Annotated in this window: 19 protein-coding genes; 10 read left to right on the top strand and 9 right to left on the bottom strand. The window is 64.7% G+C overall.

The genetic code is table 11. The features are described from left to right. Positions 1-4 precede the first annotated feature (4 nt). Both BRAGE_RS0137565 and BRAGE_RS0137560 read left to right on the top strand, forming a co-directional pair. The gene (locus tag BRAGE_RS0137565; protein ID WP_027561909.1) at positions 5-790 is read left to right on the top strand and encodes an ABC transporter ATP-binding protein; all 786 of its coding nucleotides are present in this window, start codon (positions 5-7) and stop codon (positions 788-790) included. After that, positions 787-1,662 carry an ABC transporter permease gene (locus BRAGE_RS0137560; protein WP_027561910.1) on the top strand — a complete coding sequence of 292 codons (876 nt, stop codon included), beginning with the start codon at positions 787-789 and terminating at the stop codon, positions 1,660-1,662. The genes BRAGE_RS0137565 and BRAGE_RS0137560 overlap by 4 nt, the downstream gene beginning before the upstream one ends. 24 nt (positions 1,663-1,686) lie before the next feature. Here the strand turns inward: BRAGE_RS0137560 and BRAGE_RS0137555 are convergent, their stop codons facing one another. Further along, positions 1,687-2,580 (bottom strand): LysR family transcriptional regulator, encoded by an 894-nt coding sequence (locus tag BRAGE_RS0137555; protein WP_027561911.1) that lies wholly within the window; start codon positions 2,578-2,580, stop codon positions 1,687-1,689. Between the two features lie 109 nt (positions 2,581-2,689). Between BRAGE_RS0137555 and BRAGE_RS0137550 the strand changes: the two genes are divergently transcribed. Both BRAGE_RS0137550 and BRAGE_RS0137545 read left to right on the top strand, forming a co-directional pair. After that, positions 2,690-4,330, top strand: a complete 1,641-nt coding sequence (locus BRAGE_RS0137550; protein WP_027561912.1) for an FAD-dependent oxidoreductase — start codon at positions 2,690-2,692, stop codon at positions 4,328-4,330. 24 nt (positions 4,331-4,354) lie between these two features. Then, positions 4,355-5,335, top strand: coding sequence for a Bug family tripartite tricarboxylate transporter substrate binding protein (locus tag BRAGE_RS0137545; protein ID WP_027561913.1), 981 nt, complete (start codon positions 4,355-4,357; stop codon positions 5,333-5,335). 30 nt (positions 5,336-5,365) lie between these two features. On the opposite strand, the gene BRAGE_RS0137540 is transcribed toward BRAGE_RS0137545, so the two are convergent. Then, a complete protein-coding gene (locus BRAGE_RS0137540) occupies positions 5,366-6,784 on the bottom strand; it encodes a PLP-dependent aminotransferase family protein (RefSeq protein WP_027561914.1) in 1,419 nt (472 codons plus the stop codon). A gap of 107 nt (positions 6,785-6,891) precedes the next feature. Here BRAGE_RS0137540 and BRAGE_RS0137535 point away from each other — a divergent pair, with 107 nt between their 5' ends. From BRAGE_RS0137535 to BRAGE_RS50905, 4 genes are all read left to right on the top strand, one after another. Then, positions 6,892-7,752 carry a DMT family transporter gene (locus tag BRAGE_RS0137535; protein ID WP_027561915.1) on the top strand — a complete coding sequence of 287 codons (861 nt, stop codon included), beginning with the start codon at positions 6,892-6,894 and terminating at the stop codon, positions 7,750-7,752. 289 nt (positions 7,753-8,041) lie between these two features. Further along, positions 8,042-9,481 carry a DUF1254 domain-containing protein gene (locus tag BRAGE_RS0137530; protein WP_027561916.1) on the top strand — a complete coding sequence of 480 codons (1,440 nt, stop codon included), beginning with the start codon at positions 8,042-8,044 and terminating at the stop codon, positions 9,479-9,481. Between the two features lie 77 nt (positions 9,482-9,558). Beyond that, positions 9,559-9,930 carry a hypothetical protein gene (locus BRAGE_RS53830; RefSeq protein WP_084334622.1) on the top strand — a complete coding sequence of 124 codons (372 nt, stop codon included), beginning with the start codon at positions 9,559-9,561 and terminating at the stop codon, positions 9,928-9,930. 33 nt (positions 9,931-9,963) lie between these two features. Further along, on the top strand, positions 9,964-10,248 hold the full coding sequence (locus BRAGE_RS50905) for a hypothetical protein (RefSeq protein ID WP_035730514.1): 285 nt from the start codon (positions 9,964-9,966) through the stop codon (positions 10,246-10,248). Positions 10,249-10,387: 139 nt separating this feature from the next. Here BRAGE_RS50905 and BRAGE_RS0137525 read toward each other — a convergent pair whose 3' ends face one another. From BRAGE_RS0137525 to BRAGE_RS0137515, 3 genes are all read right to left on the bottom strand, one after another. Next, entirely contained in the window at positions 10,388-11,602 is a 1,215-nt protein-coding gene (locus BRAGE_RS0137525) for an EAL domain-containing response regulator (protein ID WP_027561917.1), read from the bottom strand. Between the two features lie 283 nt (positions 11,603-11,885). Beyond that, positions 11,886-12,311 carry a hypothetical protein gene (locus BRAGE_RS0137520; RefSeq protein ID WP_027561918.1) on the bottom strand — a complete coding sequence of 142 codons (426 nt, stop codon included), beginning with the start codon at positions 12,309-12,311 and terminating at the stop codon, positions 11,886-11,888. 381 nt (positions 12,312-12,692) lie between these two features. Continuing rightward, positions 12,693-13,856: a hypothetical protein gene (locus BRAGE_RS0137515; protein WP_027561919.1), complete on the bottom strand. Its 1,164-nt coding sequence runs from the start codon at positions 13,854-13,856 to the stop codon at positions 12,693-12,695. A 343-nt stretch (positions 13,857-14,199) separates the two neighbouring features. Here BRAGE_RS0137515 and BRAGE_RS0137510 point away from each other — a divergent pair, with 343 nt between their 5' ends. After that, a complete protein-coding gene (locus BRAGE_RS0137510; RefSeq protein WP_027561920.1) occupies positions 14,200-14,823 on the top strand; it encodes a helix-turn-helix domain-containing protein in 624 nt (207 codons plus the stop codon). 49 nt (positions 14,824-14,872) lie between these two features. Here BRAGE_RS0137510 and BRAGE_RS0137505 read toward each other — a convergent pair whose 3' ends face one another. The 4 genes from BRAGE_RS0137505 to BRAGE_RS0137490 all read right to left on the bottom strand — a co-directional run bounded on the left by BRAGE_RS0137505 (position 14,873) and on the right by BRAGE_RS0137490 (position 17,336). Next, complete coding sequence (locus tag BRAGE_RS0137505) at positions 14,873-15,121, bottom strand: hypothetical protein (protein ID WP_027561921.1); 249 nt, start codon at positions 15,119-15,121, stop codon at positions 14,873-14,875. 98 nt (positions 15,122-15,219) lie between these two features. Then, a complete protein-coding gene (locus BRAGE_RS0137500; RefSeq protein ID WP_027561922.1) occupies positions 15,220-15,597 on the bottom strand; it encodes an Hpt domain-containing protein in 378 nt (125 codons plus the stop codon). 151 nt (positions 15,598-15,748) lie between these two features. Then, complete coding sequence (locus BRAGE_RS0137495; protein WP_181411738.1) at positions 15,749-16,447, bottom strand: Crp/Fnr family transcriptional regulator; 699 nt, start codon at positions 16,445-16,447, stop codon at positions 15,749-15,751. Between the two features lie 178 nt (positions 16,448-16,625). Further along, on the bottom strand, positions 16,626-17,336 hold the full coding sequence (locus tag BRAGE_RS0137490; RefSeq protein ID WP_027561924.1) for a Crp/Fnr family transcriptional regulator: 711 nt from the start codon (positions 17,334-17,336) through the stop codon (positions 16,626-16,628). Between the two features lie 708 nt (positions 17,337-18,044). Here BRAGE_RS0137490 and BRAGE_RS57360 point away from each other — a divergent pair. Beyond that, positions 18,045-18,226 (top strand): Hpt domain-containing protein (locus tag BRAGE_RS57360; RefSeq protein ID WP_035730510.1); only part of this gene is annotated, 182 nt, incomplete at its 3' end.

The following is an 18,226-nucleotide window of genomic DNA, read 5'->3' as shown; positions in this document are numbered from 1 at the left end:
AGACATGCGGCGCATCGACGTGCGCGGATTGTGCAAGACCTTCCAATTGGCGGGCACGTCCATCGAGGCGGTGCGCGACGTCTCCTTCAACGTCCGACGCGGCGAATTCGTTGCTCTCCTGGGACCGTCCGGCTCGGGCAAGAGCACCGTCCTCAACATGATCGCGACGCTGCTCAAGCCGACCAGCGGTCAGATCCTGATCGACGGAACGCCCGTCATTCACGGGCAGGCGACGCCGAATGTCGGCTATGTGTTCCAGCGCGATACCCTGTTCCCCTGGCGCACTGTCGCCGACAATATCGGCTACGGCCTCGAGCTCGCAGGTGTCCCGGTGGCGGAGCGGAAGGATCGTGTCAATGCGTGCCTGAAGCAGGCCGGGCTCGAGGGCTTTGGCAACGCCTACCCGTCCGCATTGTCGGGCGGCATGCGCCAGCGCGCCGCCCTGATGCGAACGCTGGTGGTCGAGCCGCAGGTGCTGCTGATGGACGAGCCGTTCGGCGCGCTCGACACCCACACCAAGATCGACATGCACGATGTGCTGCTTCGGATCTGGGAGCGCGAGCAGCAGACCGTGCTGTTCGTCACCCACGATCTCGGCGAAGCGCTGACGCTCGCCGACCGCATCATCCTGTTCTCCGCGCGGCCGGGCCGGATCAAGGAGAGTTTCGAGGTGGACTTTGCCCGTCCGCGCAACGCGGTGAAGATCCGGGAGACGCCGCGCTATGCCGAGCTGTTCCAACTGATCTGGCACTCGCTCGGCGAGGAGTTCATCAAGGGCCGCAAGCCATGAGACGATCGCGCCACGCGGGCAGGACGTTGGCATGGCAGGCGCTGATCTGCGTCGCGCTGCTGTCGATCTGGCAATGGGGCTACGACCTGCACGGCCGCCTTCCCTGGCTGGTGCCGGATCTGCTCGATCCCTATTTCATCTCCAAGCCTTCAGAGATATTCGAGCATTTCCTGATCCTGAGCTGTCTCAAATCCAAGCTCGGTGTCTTCAACGGCTGGTTCAATGGCGAATTCGCCCGCTGCATGGCGCGATCCGAGAACAATCTCTGGATCGCGACCGCCGTGACGCTGAAGAACACCTTCTTCGGCTTCGTGACCGGCGTCAGCAGCGGCTTTGCCGCAGGCCTCGTGCTGGGTCGCTCGGACCGGCTGAGCGCGATTTTCCAGCCGTTCATCACGGCGGTGAATTCGATCCCGCGCATCGCGCTGGCGCCGATCATCGTGCTCGCCTTCGGCATCGGCGATACCTCGAAGGTCGTGACGTCGTGGATCGTGGTCGTCTTCCTCGTGTTCTTCAACACGTTCGAAGGCGCCCGCTCGATCGATGAAGGCTTCATCAATGCGGCGCGGCTGCTCGGCGCCAGCGAATGGCAGATCACCCGCACGGTGGTCATCCCCTCGACCATGGCCTGGGTGTTCGCCTCGCTGACGCCGGCGATCTCCTTCGCCCTGATCGGGGTGATCGTCGGTGAGTTCATCGGCGCGGAACGGGGAATCGGGCGCCTGATCATCGAGTCCGAGGCGCGTGCAGAGGCCTCGGGAATGATGGTCGCAGTCGTCGTGCTGATGCTGGTCGGGGTTGCGCTGTCCGCGCTGATCTGGCGATTGCAGGCCTACCTGCTGCGCTGGCAGCAGCACAATCTCGCCGAATAGCCGGACCGCGGCGGCAAGTCCTTGTCACGGTCTCGCCAACACCGTCCGCGCGGTCGCGACAAACGCGTGCGCCGCCGGCGAAAGCGTGCGGCCCTGCCGCTGGAGCAGCGACACCGGACGGGTGATGGCCGGGCGCACCAGCGGCCGCGCGATCAGTGTCGGAAACTGGTCGGCCGGCAGCATGGTCGCGGGAAGGATCGCAAGTCCCAGCCCCTGAGCGGTCATGGCGAGGGCGGTGTTGATCAGTGTCACTTCATAGGTCGGATCGAGGTGCTTGCCCTGCGCGCCGAGCGCTTGGTCGATCTGGATGCGGATCCGCGTCTCGCGGCGCATCGCGATTGTCGGCATCTGCGCCAGCTCGTCCCATGTGAGAGAACGCCGCGCGGCAAAGTCGGCGGTGCGGCGGCCGATCGCGCTGAGGCGCCCGCTTGTCAACGTCTCGATCGTCATGTCGGCGAATTCGCCTTCGACGCTGCCGATCGCGAACTCCGCATCGGTCGCGGTCAGGCGCGGAACGAGATCGTCGGCGGCAACATCCCGCATGTCGATCTCGATGTCGGGATGGGCTGCGCGGAATATCGCCAGCACCTGAGGCAGCAGCGCCGAGGCGGCGCCGGCCGAGGCGAGGAAGGCGACGCGGCCGGCGCGTGCCTGCGCGAGGTCGCGCATGCGCCGCGACAGGCCCTGCGCATCGCTCAGCATGCGTTCGGCGGCGAGGAACGCCTCGTCGGCGGCCAGCGTCGGTTGCACCGACCGCGTCGAACGGTCGAACAGCTTGACGCCGAGCTGGCTCTCGAGCTGCTGGACCAGAAGGCTCGCCGCCGATTGCGTGATCCCGAGCTCGCGCGCGGCCCGCGTGATGCTGCGCGTCCGGTACACGCCGGTGAAGGCCCGCAGCTGCCGCAAGGTGACATTCATAGGCAACGCTCATGAATTGATGAGTTCTTTCTGGCTTATCTTATAAGCGAGCCTGCAATAAAATGCATGCTGTGCGGACGGTGAAGCCGCTGGGCAAGAGGAAACGAGCATGAGGACACAGGTGCTGGTCGTGGGCGCCGGGCCCGTGGGATTGACCGCGGCGATGGACCTGGCCTCGCGCGGGATCGACGTTATCGTCGCGGAGATCCGCCATGCCGGCGATCCGCCCAGCGTCAAATGCAATCACGTCTCGGCGCGCTCGATGGAGATCTTCCGCCGGCTGGGCGTCGCCGCCAAGCTGCGCGACGCCGGGCTTCCCGCCGACTTCCCGAACGATTGCTCGTACCGGACCACGGCGACCGGCATCGAACTCTGCCGCATCGACATTCCCTCGCGCGCGCGCCGTTACAGCGCCACCGGCGGCCCCGACACCTGGTGGCCGACGCCCGAGCCGCCGCACCGGATCAACCAGCTCTATCTCGAGCCGATCCTGTTCGGCCATGCCGCCGCACAGCCGCGCATCACCATTCTGGCCCGCACCGAGATCACCGACATCGAACAGGATGCCGACCATGTCGTCGCGCAGGCGCGCAATCTCGACAGCGGAGAGACACTTCGCATCGAAGCCAGCTTCGTGATCGGCTGCGATGGCAGCCGTTCCCTCGTCCGCAAATCGATCGGTGCGAGCCTGTCCGGCACGCCGGTGATCCAGCGCGTGCAATCGACCTTCATCGAGGCACCGCAACTGAAGGAGCTGATGGGCGCGCACAAGCCGGCCTGGATGGTGCTCTCGCTCAACCCACGGCGCTCAGGCACGACGGTTGCGATCGACGGCCACGACCGCTGGCTGATCCACAACCATCTGAGGCCCGACGAGCCTGAATTCGATTCTGTCGATCGCGACTGGTCGATCCGCGCCATTCTCGGTGTGGACGAGCGCTTCGAGTACAAAATCCTCAGCAAGGAGGACTGGGTCGGACGCCGCCTCGTGGCCGATCGCTTCCGCGATCGCCGGGTGTTCATCTGCGGCGACGCTGCGCATCTGTGGATGCCCTATGCCGGCTACGGCATGAATGCGGGCATTGCGGACGCCGTCGATCTCTGCTGGCAATTGGCGGCGCATCTCAACGGCTGGGCGCCGGCCGCGATTCTCGATGCCTACGAGGCGGAGCGTCAGCCCATCACCGAGCAGGTGTCGCGCTTTGCGATGGATCACGCGATGAAGATGATGGCGCAGCGCGGCGGCGTCTCAGTGGAGATTGAGGACGACACCCCGCGCGGCCACGCGGCGCGCGCGGCGTTGGCCAGAGCCGCCTACGATCTCAACGTGCAGCAATACTGCTGTGCCGGCCTCAACTTCGGTTACTATTACGATGCCTCGCCGATCATCGCCTATGACGGCGAAACTCCGCCAGCTTATACGATGGGCAGTTTTACCCCCTCCACCGTGCCGGGCGCCCGCGCGCCGCATCTGTTCCTGCGCGATGGGCGGTCGCTCTACGACGCGTTCGGGCCGGGCTACACCTTGCTGCGGCTCGACCCGGCGATCGACGTGGCTCCGCTGAAATCCGCCGCGGCGGAGCGCGGCATGCCGCTCGCGCTGGTCGACATCGCCGCAGACGAAGCCAATGGCGCTTATGCTGAAAAACTGGTGCTGGTGCGGCCCGACCAGCACATTGCCTGGCGCGGGCAGCTCGCGCCGGAAAATCCATTGGGCTTGCTGGCGCGCATCACCGCCGCGGCGGCGTAACGAGAACGCATCGAGGAGGGGAACGTGTATCACGTTGCAAGGCGCCGCATCCTGGCCATGCTGACGGCCGCGACTTTCGCCGTGCTGCCGTTTGAGGCCAGCGAGGCGGCCTATCCGGAGCAATTGATCAAGATCATCGTGACCTTCCCGCCCGGCGGCAGCGCCGACACTGTCATCCGTGCGCTCGAGCCGGTGGTCACCGCCGAGCTCAAGCAAGGCCTGGTGATCGAGAACCGCGCTGGCGCCGGAGGCAACATCGGCATGGCCGCGGTCGCACAGGCCGCGCCGGACGGCTACACGCTCGGCGTCGCGCCGGCAGGCGCGCTGACGGTGAACCCGCACCTCAATTCGTCGATGCCGTTCGATCCGAAGCAGCTCGCGCCCATCACGCTGCTTGCGGAAATCCCCTTCGTGCTCGTTGCATCCGCCAACGTGCCGGCGCATTCGGCGGCGGAGACGATCGCGCTTGCCAAGGCAAAGCCGGGTGCGCTGTCGATCGGACATGGCGGCAATTCGACGGCGATGCACCTGACGGCGGCGCTGTTCACGCAGAAGACCGGCATCGCGATGGAGCTGGTGCCGTATCGCGGGACCGCGCCGGCGACGGTCGATGTCCTTGCCGGCCACGTCCCCTTCGCGGTGCTGGATATTCCCGCATCGAAACAGCTGATCCTCGAAGGCAAGCTCAACGCGATCGGCGTGTCCTCGGCGCGCCGTCTGTCATCTCTGCCCGATGTGCCGACGCTGGCCGAGAGCGGCATCGCAGGTTTCGAATCCGTAGGCTGGTTCGGGCTCGTTGCACCGGCCGGCACTCCGCCCGACATCGTCCGCAAGCTGAACGAAGCTTTCGTGAAGGCGCTGAAGGACCCGTCGGTTGCCGAGAAGATCCGGACCCTCGGCGCAGAGCCCGCGCCGACTTCGCCGGAGCAGTTTGGCCGCTTCATCGAGAATGAAAGCACGAAATGGGGCAAGCTGATCAGCGAGGCCGGCATCAAGGCGAACTGAATGTCGTCCGCGGCGCCTTCTCGTCGGCCATCATGCCGGCGCCGCCATCAACGCGCGCCGCAGCACGTCCCAGATCCGCGGCTCGTTCATGTGCGTCACGTTGAACCGCATGAAGTTTTGCGAGGTCTGCGACACGCTGAAGACGTTGCCGGGCGCGAGCACGACATCCTCATTCAGCGCCGCGCGGGCGACCTGCGTGGCATCCTGCCCGCCCGCGAGGCGGCACCACAGGAAGAAGCCGCCGCGCGGCATCAGCCAGGGCTCGATGCTAAGGGCCTGAAGCTTTCGCGCGATGTCGCGGCGCGTGCGCGTGAGCCTTTGCCGGAGCTCGTCCATGTGCTTGCGATAGCTGCCGCCGGCCAGGACATTCGCGATGATCTCGGACGCGACCGGGCTCGGGCCGCCAAAGCTGGTTGCGACCTGGAGATCGACGAGATGCTCGATCCAGTCGGGCCGCGCGGCGATGTAGCCGCAGCGCACCGAGGCCGACAGCGTCTTGGAAAAGCTGCCGATGCGGATCACGCGGTTCAAGCCATCCAGCGCGGTCAGGCGCGGCGAGCGCTCCGGCTCGAAGTCGCCGAAGATGTCGTCCTCGATGATGGTGAGGTCGTGGCTCGCGGCCGCGGTCAGGAGCCGGTGCGCGCTCTGGAGCGAGATCGTCGCGCCGGTCGGGTTGTGCAGCGCTGAATTGGTGATGTAGAGCCGCGGCTTCTCACTGCCGAGGATCTGCTCGAAGCGCGCGATGTCAGGGCCCGACGGCGTGTAGGACACGCTGACGATCCTGACCTGATGCGCGCGCAGCAGCGCGCGAAAATTGAAGTAGCAGGGATCGTCGACCAGCACGGTGTCGCCGGGCCGCAGCAGGAAGCGGCAGATCAGGTCGGTCGCCTGCGTGCCCGAGCCCGTCAGCATCAGCTGGTTGATCGCGGCTTCGATCCCGTCCTCGGCGAGGCGCGCGAGCAGCAGACGGCGCAGCGTGAGCGAGCCGGACGTCGAGCCATAATTGGTCAGCACGCTCGCCTCGGTCCGCGCCAGTGCGCGGGTGGCGCGGCGCAGGGCTTCTTCGGGCATCCAGTCCGGCGGCAACCAGCCGCAGCCGGGTTTGGGCACGGCCGTGTCGGTATCGAGCGATTGCCTGGAGACCCAGAACGGGTCGACCTCGCGGTCGCGGCGCGGCTCGGCCTCGGCAAGTGCCAGCGGCGGCGCAGCCGTCGGCGAAACGTAAAAGCCCGAGCCGCGGCGGGCGCGGATCAGGCCTTCGGCGGCGAGCCGGTCATAGGCTTCGACCACTGTGGACGGCGAGACGCTCATCGTCGCGGCAAGGCTGCGGATCGAGGGCAGGCGATCGCCGGCACTGAGCGCGCGGCCCGCGACCTTGGCGCGGATCGCGCTCATCACATCAAGGGTGCGCGTTCCGCCGCGTCCCTTCGTCTGCGCCGTGCCGTCCAAGGTGTATTGCCTTCCATATCCATACAGTTTTGCCAGATTGTACTGGATTGTCGCTGGTCTCGCCAGCGCAGAACGCCGAGGATGGCGACCCAACAAGCGAGACGAAAATGCAATCTGCGGGCAGTGGCTGGGGCAGCGGAATTGTCGGCGTCATCATCTTCAGCGGCTCGCTGCCGGCGACGCGCGTCGCGGTCGGCGGCTTCTCCGCGCTGTTCCTGACCTCCGCGCGCGCGATCATTGCCGCGCTGATCGGTGCGGCCGTGCTCTTCCTGCTTCGTCAGGCGCGGCCGGAGCGCAAGGATCTCGCCTCGCTCGCGATCGTCTCCATCGGTGTCGTGGTCGGCTTCCCCCTTCTGACCGCACTCGCGCTCCAGCACATCACCTCGGCACATTCGATCGTCTTCATCGGTCTCCTTCCGCTGTCGACTGCCATCTTCGCCGTGCTGCGCGGCGGCGAGCGGCCGCAGCCGCTGTTCTGGCTGTTCGCCGTGCTCGGCAGCGCGACGGTGGCGGGCTTTGCCATGTCCAGCGACGGCTCGGCTTCGCTCATCGGCGATCTCTTGATGGTCGCCGCGATCGTGCTGTGCGGCCTCGGCTATGCGGAAGGCGCCGCGCTGTCGCGCCGCCTCGGCGGCTGGCAGGTGATCTCCTGGGCACTGCTGCTTGCGTTGCCGCTGATGCTGCCGGTCGCGATCTGGGCATGGCCGCCGACGTGGAGCGGCGTCGGTGCGCCGGCCTGGATCGGGCTCGCCTATGTCTCGGTCTTCAGCATGTTCGTCGGCTTCATCTTCTGGTACCGGGGCCTTGCGATCGGCGGTATCGCGCGCGTCGGTCAGTTGCAGCAGCTCCAGCCGTTCTTCGGCCTCGCGCTCGCGGGTCTGCTGCTGCACGAGCCGGTCGCCTGGAGCATGATCGCCGCGACCGCGCTCGTGGTCGCCTGCGTGTTCTTCGCACGGCGGTACGCGTGAGCTCGATACGGCGCAATTTCGGACCAGGCATTGCGAGCACCAACGTTGATCTAGATCAACGTCCGTGCCAGCGCGCGATATCTCATTGCACGAGGAGAGTGACCTCCCCGATGCATCGCGTGCCTTCTTCGCAATGACGTAACAGCACATGGCCGGTAACACCCTGCAGGTTTGCTGATGGGGCTGTGATCGGCATCCTCGCTCGACTGACAGAAATCCGCCTATCGCTGCGGGGGTGTCCATGGTCAGTTTGAGCTTTCGAGATCAGACCAGGTTTGGGAGTAGCGTCATGAACATGACTCGTCGGAATCTCTTGTCTGGCAGTTTGGGAAGCGCGATCTCGGCACTTGCACTCTCGGTCGGCCGAGCGGATTACGACGGTCCTTTGTTGAGCGCGGTCGAAGGTGGCGAAGATTTCTGGCTTGCCACTGATGCCTACGTCTTCGGCTATCCACTCGTGACAATGGAGGTAACGCGACGGGTCATGACCAATGTGGCCTCCGTCGAGGGCACGCGCGGGCCTATGGGGCAATTCATCAAGCTGCGGACCTATCCCGACGCAAGCTTCAGGGATGTGACGGCTCCGAACGCGGATACGCTCTACACCAGTGCGTGGATCGACGTGGGAGACGAGCCCTGGGTCGTCGGGATTCCCGACATGAAGGACCGCTATTTTCTGTTTCCAATGCTTGATGGCTGGACAAACGTATTCCAGGTCCCGGGCAAGCGCACGACGGGTACCAGGGCGCAGACTTATGCGATCACAGGCCCGGGGTGGAAAGGCAAGCTGCCTGCCGGCGTGAAGGAATACAAGTCGCCCACGAGCATCGTATGGATTCTGGGTCGCATCTACTGTACCGGCACACCTGAGGACTACGCGGCGGTGCACGCCGCCCAGGATGAGTGCAAGCTCTTCCCCCTGAGCGCCTACGGGAAACCCTACACGCCTCCAGCTGGCAAAGTCGATTCGGCGATCGACATGACCACCGCGGTGCGCGAGCAGGTCAATCGTATGGACGCCGTGGCCTATTTCAGCCTTCTGGCTCAACTGATGAAGCGGAATCCGCCGGCGGCCGCCGACGCTCCTGAGCTGGCCAAATTCGCGAAGATCGGTCTCGTTCCGGGCAAGGATTTTGACGCCAGCAAACTCGACGCCGATTTTGCGAAGCGCATCCCGCAAGTCGGTTTCGACCGCATCATGATCCAGTTCAAGGTCAACAAGGCCATCAGGAACACGAACGGCTGGGCATTCGACACGGAGACCGGCGTCTACGGCACCGACTACCTCAATCGCGCCCTGGTCACAGCCATCGGGCTCGGTGCCAACCGGATCCAGGATGCCTGCTATCCGACGTCGCAGAAGGACATCGATGGCAAAGATTACGTCGGCAGCAACAAGTATGTGATGCGCTTCCCGAAGGGGCAGCTTCCTCCTGTCGGCGGCTTCTGGTCGCTGACGATGTACGACGAGAAGTATTTCTTCGTCGCCAATCCGATCAACCGCTATTCGATCAGTGCTCGTCAGAATCTCAAGTCGAATCCGGACGGAACGATCGACCTCTATATCCAGAAGGACTCGCCCGGAGCGGACAAGGAATCGAACTGGCTCCCCGCACCCGCCGGCAAGTTCGTGCTGATGCTGCGGATGTATTGGCCGAACGAGAAGGCGCCTTCGATCATCAACGGCAGCTGGTCTCCGCCGGCCGTCAGGAGGGTTGCGAGCAGCTGATCGCAAGGGGCCAGCAGGGCGGAGCCACGCCGGCAGCAGCTCCAGCTTAAGGTCTGGCAGAACCTGAGGAGCTCAGGATGAAGGTTGCGCTTTTGTCGGCGGCACTTCTCGCAGGCCAACCGGTCACGCCTGTTTCTGACCGCGTCCCCCATTTGAATGTGGAGGTGCTGTGCAAGGCGACGGTGGCTGATGACAAGGCAAATGGAGTCGTTCTGGGTCAGAGCCTCCAGGAATGCATGAGCGATGAAACAGACGCGCAGCAACAGCTGAGCGCCCTTTGGACCGCAAATGCCGGTCCTGTCCGGGATCGCTGCGAAGCCGAGGCAACTTCAGTCCCCTACGCTCAAAGCTACGTTGATCTTCTGTCTTGTATTCAGGCTGCTGAATCGGCGAACCCGCGGCCCTCGGCGCCTCTCAAGGGCGCAAGCAAGAACCGAAATGCGAAATAGCTCTGTCAGAAACCTGAAGCGAAGGAGGGCGTCATGCGACACGGAACTCATTTCTGGTTGGCCGGTGCCATTATCGTCTGCGCAGCCATGGGCGCGGTGCAGTGGTCGGAAGACGGTGGCCTTTCATTCTCGATCCAGAGCGCAGAGGCCCGCGTCGGGCGACCGGCGACTCCAGCGAGTGTCGCCGGCGTCGCGCGTCGAACGACGCGCCGTGCCGTCGTCGGTGGAGCAGCGGTGGGCGCAGCGGCCGCGGGAGCCGCTGTCGCGGCGCCAGCTTGTGCCCGCGTGCTGGTCAATGGCGTCTGGGTCTGCCGCTAGGGCATGATCCGGAAAAGTGTGCAGCGGTCTTCCGAAAGATCAGGCTCAAACAACCAGCCGAGCTGTCCTTGAGAGTTGATCGCCGCGACCGCGCGCGCCGCCCTCTGCGTCGCGCGGCGGTTTGAATGAGGCGATAGCCTCACTCCCCTCCCATCACGGTCCGCGTCAGCGCGCTCCGTGCAAACTTCTTCAGTGGCATCGGCTTGCCGAACAGGTAGCCCTGCACGTGGTCGAAGCCGAGCTCGTTCGCGGCGACGAGGTCGGCGCGGCTCTCGACGCCTTCGGCGATGGTGCCCGCGCCGTAGCCGTGCGCGAGCTCGACAATGTGGCGGCACACCGTGCGCTTGAGGCGATCATTGCCGCTGCCGGTAACGAAGTGCCGGTCGGCCTTCAGCTTGATGAAGGGAATCTTGTCGAGGTCCATCAGCGACGGCCAGTTGGCGCCGAGATTGTCGATCGACAGGCCGATATTGTGCAGGCGCACCTCGCGCGCGACCTCGGCGAGAAGATCGAGGTCGCGGATCGCTTCCTCGCTGTCGATCTCGATCGTCAATCCGCCGAAGGCCGGATGCGTCGGCATGCGACGGCAGAGGTCGCGCGCGGCTTGCGGCTCCTTCAGATATGATGCCGGCAGGTTGATCGAGAGATCGACCGGGCTCTGCTGCTCCAGCAGATAGTGCCAGTCCTGCACGGCGCGCTCGATCACGAATTCCGACAGGTCGCGCAGATGCGGATCGTGGGGCTCGGGAATGAAATAGGCGGGCGGTACGACGCCCCAGGTTGGATGCCGCATCCGCACCAGTGCCTCGGCGCCGCTGCGGATCAGCGTGCGCGCGTCGATCTTGGGCTGGTACCAGAGCTCGAGCCAGCCGGCATGCAGGGCCTCGCCGACATATACGGCCGGGCTCGGCGCCGGCTCCTCCGGCAGCAGCATCGCGATGCGCTCGCGCAGCGTCTCCGCGGCAAAGGGCGTCGTCAGCGGCGGCAGCATCGCAAGGCCATATTCCTCGCCGACCTGCTGCACCGCCTTGACGATGATCGACTCGCGGGCGCCCACGGCAAGAACCTTGCCGTCGAAGGCCTCGCGCACCAGCGTCTCCAGGAATTTCCCGGGCTCGATGCCGTCGGCGGCGATGCCGAGCAGGATCAGGTCCGGCAAGTCGGCGGTCAGCACGGCTTGCAGCTCTTCGGCGTTGGCGCATTCGCTGGTGACGAAGCCGAGATCCTCCAGCACCTCGGCGAGGAAAGCGCGCAGATGGCGCTTGCTGTCGGCGACGCATGCGCGCGGCATCATTTTTCGCCGCCCGAAGGTTTTGGGCCTTCGTCCGGCGAGCTCTACAAGTTCATCGTTCATCGCAACCACTCCCGTTCCGCGACCGGTGTTAGCGATGGGAGCAGTTTCAAATATGGAGAGCTTCAGCCGATTGTTGAATTATCTGGGTAACGTTAAAGCGCTCAGCACGTCTAAAATTGTACGGATGTCGCTAGAGAAGTTTTTACGTCTGAGCGTGCGTGACGGTTGCGTGACACCGTCATCGCCGAAGATTCCCGCGCGTCGCGGTCCGTGCGCAGGAAGCATCGGTGTCCTGCAATAGGACGAAGCCGTTTGCGTTTCGCCCAATTGAATAATGGACGCCTCAATTGCTTGTGGCCTTGTCGTGTTGCGCCATCCCGACCGCCTTGTAATCGTAGGTCGGATAGAACTCGGTGCGGTAGGGACCCCACGCGGTGTCCTCGATGACGCGATTGACCTCGCGTAAGCGCGAGGCCGGCAGGCGCAGCGTGATCACCTGGCCGATCCCCATCATCACGTACCAGCTCACGACTTCGACGCCGGGCGGCGGGAAGGATTTGTAGTAGCCTTGCTTCTCGAGCTGTGCGTTCAGCTCGTTCAGCGGGCGGGACTGGTCGTGTTTGAAGAAGACGGTGAGCAGCACAGCGTTGTCCGCGGTCGGCGCCGCATTGCCCTGCGGCGGCGACGTCTGCGCCGTCGTCGCCGATGTGAGCGCCAGCGCGCCCGTGAGCAGCGCCACCATCGTCAATGTCAATCGAGCCGGTCTCATCGCGACCTCCTTCTCAATGCTTCTGCGGAGCATCGGAGGATAGTTGCAGCGGCCGTGAGCGACGAACTCATTTTCGCGCGATGCGCGCATGTTCCGTCTGCGCTCGTGACAGTTCTGCGACAATGCGTCCGGCCGCGACGGCCGAAGTGTGAAATACCTCACATGCGCCTTGCTGCACCTGCGCTATTGCTCCGCACAGCCGGTGGTGGGCTGTCGAGGATTACAGCTATGTCGATGCGGCGAATGGTCTATTGGTGGTTCAGATTCGTGCTGTCAGGGCGATTTATGGATCGCTTCCTGTGCCTGCCGCGTTAGCTGCGCGCCTTATCGTTTGAGCATGATCTCGTCGGAAAACCGCTGCACACTTTTCCGGATCATGCTCTAGGTCTGCCCGATCAATTTGCGAAACGCCGCCGCGCCGTCCTGCACGGCGTCGCGTCCCTTCCAGGCCAGATAGGAGAGCTTGCCGCCGAGCGTGTCGTGGCTGCGTAGCCGTCGTGAGCCGAGGATGTGACCGACATTGGAGGGGAAGCGGCTCACCTCGGCGGACACCAGTGCCGCGATCGCGTCCATCAATTGCTGAAGGCGGACGCCCCATTCGCTGGTCTCGATGCCGTCGATGCGGATCTTGAGCGCATGCTCGGTGTCGTAGATCTCGGCAAGCAGGTCGCGCGCGACCAGCACGCGGTTGTGCCGGAGCGCGACCCGCAGGGCGAGGCGCTTGTCGTCGAGCCTGTCGAGCACCATCGGCACAACGCAAGCATAGGGCGTCGCGGCGACGTCGGCGGCGCTCTTGCTGGCGGCCGCCTTGGTGGCGAGGCGCACCAATTGCCAGGACGTCTTCAGGCGCCGTGCCACCAGCGTCAGTGCGTAGGGCAGCGCTTCGGGATGGGCCTTCTTGAAGGCGTCGAGCTGCGCGGTAATCTGCGCGACCTGGCCATCGTCGAATTTCGCGATCTTCTCGGGCAGCTTCTCGTTGAACTTCGGCAGCGCGTCGCCGGCGCGCAGCACATGCTGCATCTTTCTTACGTCGTCGAAGGCGGCGCGCGAGGCGGTGTACTGCGCGAGCTTGCCGCGCGCGAACTCGGTGCTCTCGGCTGAAGCCAGCGTGTTCTCGAGCACCTTGATGACCTTTGTCTGGAAGATCGAGGCCGTCTTCAGCACTTCCTTCGGGTTGTTGGCGGCGACCTGGTCGTTGATCGCCTTGATGTAGTCGCGCGCCATGGTCGGCAGCAGGTCGCGGCAGATCCACTCCCAGATCGGGGTGAGGGTGTTGCGCGAGATCCGCCCGATATTGGCATGCTCGGGCGCGCCGTCGATCAGCAGCAGCTCGAGCGGCGCGAAGAAATAACGCGACGGGCTGGTGGCGCGCGCCTGGTTGGATCCGTCCTTGCGAAACTCGGCGCGCAGGCGCGCCTGGATCTCGGCCGAGCCCGGCATGTCGATGCCGCAGAGCTCGAGCCGCTCGAGCTCGCTGAGCAGGCAGCTGCGCGACAGCGGCGTCAGCCTCTGCAAGAACTCGGACAGCCGATTGATCTCGTTCATGGCACGCAATTCTTTCGCAGCGTTTCCCGCAAGAACCCTGCAGGCCCGAGGCGGGGAGGCATTTGCGCGCTCTCAATCCTGCCAAGAGAAGCAAGTCATTGTTAATTAATCCGTAAAAACCAGGAGCCGCGCGGTCCGGCCGGGACGCCGTGGTTAAGGCGGTTGCCGCGCGCCGGTTCGGGCTTTGACCGGAAATCTCAACTCTGGCGCGGTGAACAGCGGCGACCCGCAAGCACAAATTGTGCCGATGTCGACATTTCAGCACAAAACGGTCAAAATCACCGTAGTCTTACGGAGCAAAAAGTTAACCACAGACCGGGGTGGGTTCCGGTAAACGGATCACATGGGGTCACAGAATGATACGGCCACTGATTCGCGGCCGTCGGAATGGTATGAGAGCGGCGCTGCTCCAACTGATGAGCTCGATTTCGTCCGCCTGCACGCGGCTCGGGCCAAGGCCGCCGACGAAATGGCCGCCGCCATCGCCCGCGAGCTCAACGGGCCCCTGACTGCGCTGCTGCTCTACATGGGCGAGATCAAGCATCACAGCGATCAGCTCGCGCCTGTCACCAGCGACCGCGCCTATTTGCAGCGGGTGGTGGAGAATGCGCTGGCGCAGACCGAGCGCGTTTGCGGCCTCGTCAAGCAGCTTGCCGGTCCTCACAAGGGCGTCCTGCCGGCCCCTTCCAGCACCGAAGACGCCGAATTGAAGCCCGCCCGCGCCGCGCAGCCGCAGCGCCTGCCCAGCGCCGAGCTTATCGGCCTGTCCGGTCAGAAGCGGCTGACCAAGCGCGAGCGCGAAGTTCTGCGGCTGATCAGCGAGGGCTATTCGAACAAGCAGGGCGCGCTGCGGATGCAGATCAGCCCGCGCACGTTCGAGAGCCATCGCGCCGAGGCGATGCGCAAGCTCGGCGCGCGCAACACCGCGGACCTCGTCCGTGCGGCGCTGCTGCATTCGATCGATTGAGATCCTTGTATTGCCCGGGCCTGAGACAGGCCGGAAACCCCGACCGCGCTCAGAAATAGTCTTCCGCGAAGGGACGCGCGCGCGAGCCGGACCGCAGCGGCTTGGGCTCTTCCTTCGGCGCGTTGGGGATGATCGTGATGGTCCAGCGCGGCGGCATGCTCGATTCCTGCTCCAGCACCGAACGGACGAAACCAGTCACCGTCGCCTCGCCAGACTTCACCGTCGCCATGCGGCCGTTGAACTGCGCGATGCGGAAGCGACGGACCTCTTTCTGGTCCGCGGTCTCATAGGTGAACATGGAAACCCTCCTGGTTTCCGGCGACTATCACCACCTATGATTAGCCATCTCTAAAAATCCCAAACCGTAGAAGTACGGCGGGCTTTGCACGCAGTTTTCTACCTCTGCGTCTCCTGCGCGCGCGCCGCGTCAAAGGCGGCATCCATCCGGTCCAGCAGATCGTGGAATTCGCTCTCCTCAAGCGTCTCCGCCGTTTTCTCCAGTCGCAGCGCCAGCGCCGCGAGCCTGATATAGCCGAACGTCCCGGCCGCGCTCTTCAGCGAATGCGCTTCGCGCGCGATCCTGGCGTGCTGCTGCGCGAGCGCGAGCGTGCGGAACGATTGCAGGCGTGCGCAGGTCTCGCTCCAGAACACGGTGCGCACTTCCTGGGCACCGTCCTCGCCGATCTCCGCCACCAGCGCCTCATACGCTCCTGGCTCGCGCGCGGGCTCGGCATCGACCGCTTTCCGAACAGGCGCGACGGTCACTTCAAACATGGCTTTGCCTGTCCTGATTGCGGTTCATCGATCGCGCGGCGCGTGCGGCGCGAGCCCCGTGTCTACGGCATTCGCATTTCAGTTCCGGTAGCAGGACGGAGCGTGTTTGCGCGCCGGCGTTAGCCTGGGGTTTACCATGCGCGGGCGCCGGTCAGTGCGGGCCGAGCAGCCGGTCGTACTGGGCCTTCACGGTGGCGTAGCATTCGCACGCGGTCTGGCGCAGCCCGTCCAGATTGAGGATCTGGATGTGCCCGCGGCTGTAATGAATGAAATTGGCCTGCTGGAGGGTGTTGGCGACCAGCGACACGCTGTTGCGCCGAGCCCCGATCATGTGCGCCATCGCCTCCTGGGTCAGCAGCAGCCGGTAGTCGCCCGACAAATCGTGGGTGTGCAGCAGGCAGCGCGACAGCCGCGACTCCACCGGATGGGCGACGTTGCAGCCCGCGGTCTGCTGCACCTGGGCGTAGACCGCCAGCCCGTGGCGCGTGAGCAGCGTTCGCAGGCTGTTGCTCTGCTCGGCCGCGCCGCGCAACCGGTCGAGATCCATTACCGAGGCGACGCCGGGAACCAGCACGATGGCGGTGTTCAGCGCGCAGGCATCGCCCATGGTCGAGAGCGTCCCGAGCAGGCTGTCGCGGCCGATCATGGCGACCTGCACATGCTCGCCCTTGGCGAGCTTCACCACCAGCGAGATGACGCCGCGGTGCGGGAAGAAGGCGTGCCTGAGCGTCTCGCCGGTCTCGACCAGCACCGCGTCATGCGGCAGGTCCACGGTGCGCAGATGCGGGCGGATCAATTCGTAATCGTCTGCCGACAGCGCGGACAAGAAACCGTTGGATGGGCGCACCATCGTTTCCAAAGCTGTCTCCCGTCTCCCGCACCAGCAAAGTCGGGGCAAGCGAAATCGCTCCCCGCACAGGTAGTTTCATCATCTGCCCGTCGGGATATATTGGCAATTGGGACAAGACGTCCGGTCGCGCCGATCGCCGCGACGCTGTGTGCATCACGGCATGCAGCCGGCGCCATCGTCACGGCAGGGCGCCGACCAGGCGCATATGCTGGGCTTTCACCGCCGAATAGCAGCCGCAGGAGGTCGTCTCCAGCGCCTGCAGGTCGACGATTTCGATCTGGCCGCGGGTGTAGTGGATGATGCCGGCCTGCTGGAGCGCATGTGCGACCAGCGAAATGGCGTTGCGCCTGACGCCCATCATTTGCGCCAGCGCTTCCTGCGTCAGCGGAAGCATCTCGCTGTTGGAGAGGTCGCGGGCCCGCAACAGCCAGCGCGCCAGCCGCGCCTCGACAGGGTGGAGCGTGTTGCAAAGCAAAGATTGCTGGGCGTGCGCGAGGATGGCCTGCTCATGGCGGACCATGAGGCTGCGAAACGGCGCGCTCGCGGCCGCCACCGCCCGGAATGCCGCGATCTCCAGCATGGAGGCAGTTCCAGGGAATAAGACCACCGCGTGCGCCGGCGCGATGCCGTCGGCCAGCGCCGCGCCGGCGCCGACGACGCTGTCGCGGCCCAGCATCGCGACCTCGATCCTCTGTCCTTCGGACAGACCCACCGTGATGGAGACGGAACCGTCATGCGGGAAGTAGACGTGTTTCAGCGCGACGCCCGCCTCGCCCAAGACAGACTCCCTGACCATTGCCACCGTCGCCAGATGAGGACGCAGCAGATCGAAATCGGCCGCGTCGAGCCTTTCCAGCAATTGATTGGGTGGGCGGCTGCTCGCGGTCATGCAGGTCAATCCGGCACATGCGACGGATGATTGGCGCCGCGCACGTTCGTCATCCAGTTGCACGGCGATAAATTCTATTGCAAAGGTTGTGTATCGTCCATATCGCCGTTAGGGGCAGACAGCCTGCCGCATTCGCGGCGAAACAAGAACGGGCGCTGATTCGCTCAAGGGTCTTGCGCACCGCTTCCTGCAGCCATCGCAGGAAAAAGCGGCAAGGGGCTTTCATGCGCCGGGATTACTGCCCGGCGGCGGCGTTGCCACGGCGCGCGGCTGGGTTAGCGCGGGAATGGGCGCCGCGGCCGCGGGGTAACCGTCCGTTTACCGCAAACGCGAACTTCGCAAATCCAGGCAAGCGGGGAACCGATGGCCGCGAGAGCGCTGCCGCTTGCGGGCCGCGCGATCCGGTGTCGCGCGCCTCACGCGTATCGCCCTTCAGAGGCACGGCTTTCTCGCGCGGCTCAGCCCGCCATTGTCATTGCGTTTACCTCACGCGCTTTGCCGCCGCAGCGCGGCGCCGGTTTTGTCGAAAAACGTTTTCGCATCCGGCCGAACGGCAAACTTCTCTTCAATATCCGTATTAGGACGGAGGCTGAAATTAACGGGACCGTGAAAGGGGATGTCTAACGATCCAGAAGCGGACTTCCGTCGATTGCCAGGCGCGACGGCTCGGGCGTCCAGGTGCAGGTCCAGGTCAGTAAGGCGTAGCTCATGGATGATCTGTTGCGGGAGTTTTTGACGGAGACCAGCGAGAGCCTGGACACCGTCGACAATCAGCTGGTGAAGTTCGAGCAGGAGCCGAACAACGCCAAGATTCTGGATAACATCTTCCGCCTCGTCCACACCATCAAGGGCACCTGCGGCTTCCTTGGCCTGCCGCGGCTCGAAGCGCT

The sequence above is a fragment of the Bradyrhizobium genosp. SA-4 str. CB756 genome (assembly GCF_000473125.1).
GTDB classification, from domain to species: domain Bacteria; phylum Pseudomonadota; class Alphaproteobacteria; order Rhizobiales; family Xanthobacteraceae; genus Bradyrhizobium; species Bradyrhizobium arachidis.
The sequence above is the reverse complement of the archived record's forward strand: the minus strand, read 5'-3'. Positions and strand labels throughout refer to the sequence as shown.

Excerpts from the sequence above, each read along its gene's own strand:
- BRAGE_RS0137565 (WP_027561909.1), top strand. The coding sequence starts at position 5 with ATGCGGCGCATCGACGTGCGCGGATTGTGCAAGACCTTCCAATTGGCG.
- BRAGE_RS0137560 (WP_027561910.1), top strand. The coding sequence starts at position 787 with ATGAGACGATCGCGCCACGCGGGCAGGACGTTGGCATGGCAGGCGCTG.
- BRAGE_RS0137555 (WP_027561911.1), bottom strand. The coding sequence starts at position 2,580 with ATGAATGTCACCTTGCGGCAGCTGCGGGCCTTCACCGGCGTGTACCGG.
- BRAGE_RS0137550 (WP_027561912.1), top strand. The coding sequence starts at position 2,690 with ATGAGGACACAGGTGCTGGTCGTGGGCGCCGGGCCCGTGGGATTGACC.
- BRAGE_RS0137535 (WP_027561915.1), top strand. The coding sequence starts at position 6,892 with ATGCAATCTGCGGGCAGTGGCTGGGGCAGCGGAATTGTCGGCGTCATC.
- BRAGE_RS0137530 (WP_027561916.1), top strand. The coding sequence starts at position 8,042 with ATGAACATGACTCGTCGGAATCTCTTGTCTGGCAGTTTGGGAAGCGCG.
- BRAGE_RS53830 (WP_084334622.1), top strand. The coding sequence starts at position 9,559 with ATGAAGGTTGCGCTTTTGTCGGCGGCACTTCTCGCAGGCCAACCGGTC.
- BRAGE_RS50905 (WP_035730514.1), top strand. The coding sequence starts at position 9,964 with ATGCGACACGGAACTCATTTCTGGTTGGCCGGTGCCATTATCGTCTGC.
- BRAGE_RS0137525 (WP_027561917.1), bottom strand. The coding sequence starts at position 11,602 with ATGAACGATGAACTTGTAGAGCTCGCCGGACGAAGGCCCAAAACCTTC.
- BRAGE_RS0137520 (WP_027561918.1), bottom strand. The coding sequence starts at position 12,311 with ATGAGACCGGCTCGATTGACATTGACGATGGTGGCGCTGCTCACGGGC.
- BRAGE_RS0137515 (WP_027561919.1), bottom strand. The coding sequence starts at position 13,856 with ATGAACGAGATCAATCGGCTGTCCGAGTTCTTGCAGAGGCTGACGCCG.
- BRAGE_RS0137510 (WP_027561920.1), top strand. The coding sequence starts at position 14,200 with ATGGGGTCACAGAATGATACGGCCACTGATTCGCGGCCGTCGGAATGG.
- BRAGE_RS0137505 (WP_027561921.1), bottom strand. The coding sequence starts at position 15,121 with ATGTTCACCTATGAGACCGCGGACCAGAAAGAGGTCCGTCGCTTCCGC.
- BRAGE_RS0137500 (WP_027561922.1), bottom strand. The coding sequence starts at position 15,597 with ATGTTTGAAGTGACCGTCGCGCCTGTTCGGAAAGCGGTCGATGCCGAG.
- BRAGE_RS0137495 (WP_181411738.1), bottom strand. The coding sequence starts at position 16,447 with ATGGTGCGCCCATCCAACGGTTTCTTGTCCGCGCTGTCGGCAGACGAT.
- BRAGE_RS0137490 (WP_027561924.1), bottom strand. The coding sequence starts at position 17,336 with ATGACCGCGAGCAGCCGCCCACCCAATCAATTGCTGGAAAGGCTCGAC.